Origin of the sequence: Acidiphilium iwatense (genome assembly GCF_021556475.1) — a bacterium.
In the GTDB taxonomy this organism is placed as follows: Bacteria; Pseudomonadota; Alphaproteobacteria; order Acetobacterales; family Acetobacteraceae; genus Acidiphilium; species Acidiphilium iwatense.
Genome location: NZ_JAKGBZ010000138.1, coordinates 1 through 1,347, shown reverse-complemented (window position 1 = coordinate 1,347; position 1,347 = coordinate 1). Strand labels below are relative to the sequence as shown.

1 protein-coding gene is annotated in these 1,347 nt (G+C 63.0%); it reads left to right on the top strand.

What is annotated here, in order from left to right; all coding sequences use genetic code 11:
* The first annotated feature begins 787 nt into the window (after nt 1–787).
* On the top strand, nt 788–1,300 hold the full coding sequence (locus L2A60_RS20420) for a reverse transcriptase domain-containing protein (protein WP_235706296.1): 513 nt from the start codon (nt 788–790) through the stop codon (nt 1,298–1,300).
* Nucleotides 1,301–1,347 lie beyond the last annotated feature (47 nt).

Below are 1,347 nucleotides of genomic sequence, written 5' to 3'. Positions count from 1 at the left end.
GGCGCGCCAGTCTTTCGACCTCGTACAAGGCATCGAAGAACTTCAACGCCAGCACAGGCGGTCCGCCGGGTTTTTTCCTGGCCTTGAGCGCATCGGTAAATTTGCGTCGCGCGTGGGCCATGCTTGCGTCAGGAGAAGTCCTGGAAAGGAGAACAGATGTAGCGTGAAACCTTTCATAGCGATCCAGAGGGTTGAACTCCCTCCCGGTAGAGGCGCAGCCCGCCAGCCGGAAGCGAGCCTTGCATGGGCGGCGGCAACGTCGCTCGTGAAGCGTAGGCAGCGGATATCGAAGCCCTGGGTAAGCCTCGAAATCATGTACACGCTGGAGCCTTCGGAGTGTTGGGACCGGGGGCAGCATCGGCACAGCCGCAAGTGGCGAGGCTGCGCCGGTCCGGCCGGGGTCTGGGAACAGGGCAGAGGTATGGAACGGATTGCCAGGAAACCTGAGAGATCCAGTGCGTGCCCATGTGTGGACTGGCCGGAGACGGGGAAACCGGCTGACAAAAGTCCCCAGGCCCGGCGACGGTCCTCCGCCGCGACGGGAGCGCTTCGGCGAGCACGAATCCGGAGGGGCACATGGAACCCGGAACCGAAACCATAAGGAACCGGGAATGCGCGCACGGGAAGTCGTAGCGCCTTCGTAGTACCGCTGAGGGCGGGGAACCGGGCTCGCCGGGACCCGCAGGAGGAAAGGGGGGCGCCGCGAGGAGAGAGCCATCGACGGGAAACACGGGAGAGAACCCTGAGTCTCACAAACCTGTCTACGAAACGACGATGGATAGCCGACATGGCGAGGACGCACCGAGACCGGGCGTTCGCCTCGCTGAACCACGTCCTTGATTTGGAGTGGATGCTTGAAGCCTACCGGACCACCCGCAAGGATGGCGCGGCGGGCATCGACGGGATCACTGCGGCCGATTATGCGCAAGCGCTGGAGGCGAACCTTCTGGACCTCCTCGATCGCATCAAGTCGGGACGCTATCGAGCCCCGCCGGTGCGACGAAGCTACATTCCTAAAGCGGACGGATCGCAACGGCCTCTCGGCATTCCCACTTTCGAGGACAAGGTGGCGCAGCGGGCGATCGTTATGCTGCTGGAGGCAATCTACGAACAGGACTTCCTGAACTGCTCGTATGGCTTCCGGCCGGGCCGGTCGGCTCATGATGCCGTGCACGATCTGCGCACGGCGCTCATGACCCAAGGCATGCGGTGGGTGCTGGATATTGAACCGCGCCGGGAATCCCGGAGGCCATTTTGTTTGACTCAGGCGACCATAGCCATCTCGTTCAGTTGTTCATAGTAGCGCGCCTCGGCCTCGGCGGGTGGGATGTTGCCGATCGGCTCGAG